Origin of the sequence: Vallitalea maricola (genome assembly GCF_036985595.1) — a bacterium.
Taxonomy (GTDB): domain Bacteria; phylum Bacillota; class Clostridia; order Lachnospirales; family Vallitaleaceae; genus Vallitalea; species Vallitalea maricola.
Genome location: NZ_BTPU01000210.1, coordinates 1 through 275, shown reverse-complemented (window position 1 = coordinate 275; position 275 = coordinate 1). Strand labels below are relative to the sequence as shown.

The following is a 275-nucleotide window of genomic DNA, read 5'->3' as shown; positions in this document are numbered from 1 at the left end:
AAAAATTAAGGAATTAATAGATGAAAAAGTAATTGGTGACATTATGACCATAAATCATAATGAATATGTTGGTCGTATTCATCAATCCCATAGTTTTGTTCGAGGTAATTGGGGTAATTCCAAAACACAAAGTCCAATGATTCTTCAAAAATGTTGTCATGATATGGATATTCTTTTATGGTTAGTGGGGAATCATTGTAAGAAAATCTCTTCGTTTGGTTCTCTTGATTATTACAAAGAAAAAAATGCACCTTTTGGTGCATTTTTTTCTTTGT

At 29.8% G+C, this 275-nt stretch carries 1 protein-coding gene; it reads left to right on the top strand.

Translation table 11 applies throughout. The annotated features are described in order from the left end of the window. A partial coding sequence (locus AACQ14_RS23890) for a Gfo/Idh/MocA family oxidoreductase (RefSeq protein ID WP_339366042.1) occupies nucleotides 1-275 on the top strand: 275 nt, incomplete at both ends.